Origin of the sequence: Microcystis sp. M53598_WE2 (genome assembly GCF_030067735.1) — a bacterium.
Taxonomy (GTDB): Bacteria; Cyanobacteriota; Cyanobacteriia; order Cyanobacteriales; family Microcystaceae; genus Microcystis; species Microcystis aeruginosa.
On sequence record NZ_JASJFE010000590.1, the window covers coordinates 1 to 1840 of the forward strand.

The 1840-nt window shown below is 40.4% G+C and carries 2 protein-coding genes and 1 pseudogene; 1 reads left to right on the plus strand and 2 read right to left on the minus strand.

Annotated elements, in window-relative coordinates; all coding sequences use genetic code 11:
• Positions 1-195, plus strand: a pseudogene (locus tag PX636_RS11940) (RNA-guided endonuclease TnpB family protein); the annotation flags it as partial.
• A 13-nt stretch (positions 196-208) separates the two neighbouring features.
• On the opposite strand, the gene PX636_RS11945 reads toward PX636_RS11940, so the two are convergent.
• Entirely contained in the window at positions 209-679 is a 471-nt protein-coding gene (locus PX636_RS11945; RefSeq protein ID WP_004162940.1) for a DUF4079 domain-containing protein, read from the minus strand.
• A gap of 203 nt (positions 680-882) precedes the next feature.
• Positions 883-1740: a glycosyltransferase gene (locus PX636_RS11950; RefSeq protein ID WP_004162939.1), complete on the minus strand. Its 858-nt coding sequence runs from the start codon at positions 1738-1740 to the stop codon at positions 883-885.
• Between the last annotated feature and the right edge of the window lie 100 nt (positions 1741-1840).

Sequence of the window (1840 nt, forward strand, 5' to 3'; positions counted from 1 at the left end):
ATTCTTAAAAAAGGGTTGAAATATTTGGGAAATCATCTCAACGGTACTGTTGGGCAAACAGAAACCGACCCAAACGCCTTGGGAGAGTCCGGCCTCTGGATTTTCAGTGGAGACATTGAGAATCTAAGCTGTCTCGTTGAACAAGGAATTTACGATAGTGATAGGTCAAGAATCCCCCGTCACAGCGTAGCTTGACGGGGGGAGTATGTCAAATTTTGCTGAGAATACGCTGGACTATATCCATTCCTGTGAAGGCTTGCCAGCCAAAAAGACCTAAAATGACGGCATTAAGGGTAATATGGGTGATTCTGGCCAATTCATTGCCTTTTTGCATTAAAGGTACTAAAGCGGCACTGATCGAGATTAAACCCACCATCCCTAAACCCGCCAGCAGATGGGGACCGACAAATAATTTACCGTTATTAATATAAGTCACCGCCATACCCCCGATCGTCCCCAAGACCATTAAAGCGAGGATTAGGGAGCCAATTTGATAGTGTTTAGTGCGAAAATCCTTGGGCAATAATTCTTTTTTTAGGTCTTTATCTGCTGTACGCGTCCGTCGCCATTGTAGCCCCGAATAGAGGGCATAGATAGTTAATCCTAATAAAACCCACATGAGAATGGGATGGCCAAATTGTGACCAAGTTTTTACGGCACTGGGAATCTCGAAGTTCATAGTTGTCTGTTCTCATCAAAGATCGCTTCTTAATAAAAATTAACATGAATCGCTCACTCTTCCTTATTTTTCGGGTGATTATACTTGTCAGACTAGATCAGCAAGATAGCTCACCATCACCACTACTCGCCACTCCCCGCTCTCCTATAGCTTTTAAACAGGATTTAGTAAGAATAATGCCAGAAGCGGCAAAACTAAGGGTTTCAACCTAGACGCAGTTTAGTGATAATTCTGTGACAATAGAGTTGAATTCCTTGCAGCTTGGCTAGGGAGAATTTTGGTTTAATGGGAAGGATCAGTAAAGACATAAAACTCATCCGCAGCAAGCGATAAACAAGGATAGTTAAAGTCGTATGTTTTTCGAGACTGAGAAGATAACTATAGATATTATGAGTTAGTCTTAGATAACCATAGCGACGGGTGATAGAAGATGGTTCATGAATGATTTTAATCTGATTGGTAACAACGACTAAATAGCCTTGATTTGCGTATCTTCGGGAAAAATCAAAGTCTTCGTAGTAGAGAAAGTAATCGGGATCGAAATGGGGACAAGTGGAAAAATTAGAGAAGTTAATTAATAAACTGCATCCCGTCACCCAGTCAGGAATAAGATAGGGTTTATCTCCATAGTCTAAGGATTCCTCCACCACGTTAATTGTGCCGATTTTGGCATTAAATTTTCCCCAACCAAACCAGATTTTACCATCCGGTTCGTAAATTTCTGTACCGGCGATGGCAACTTCCGGATATTGCTGAAAAAATTTGCTTGCTTTCTCCAGAGAGTCCGGTAATAAGTAAGCGTCAGGATTAACTAACCAAACGATAGCTTCTCTGTCTTGTTGATAAATCCAATCAAGTCCCAGATTACATCCTTTCCCAAATCCTAAATTTTCCCCCGCTTCAATAATCTTGACTCTTTGCGCTGCTAAAGATTGGATATTTTTATCTTCAGTGGAATTGTTAACAATGATGAGAGTAGCAGATAAGTCATCGTCGAGGGAAGCGATTAAACGCTTAATTAATTCCGCGCAATTGTAGTTAACGGTCAATAGATAAATCATTACAGATAAAAGGTAGAGAATTACTTTTTCTGAAGACGACAGAGATTAAATTTTTCGATTTTGGTGGGAAAGGGTTGACAACTTTGTAAATCAATAACGA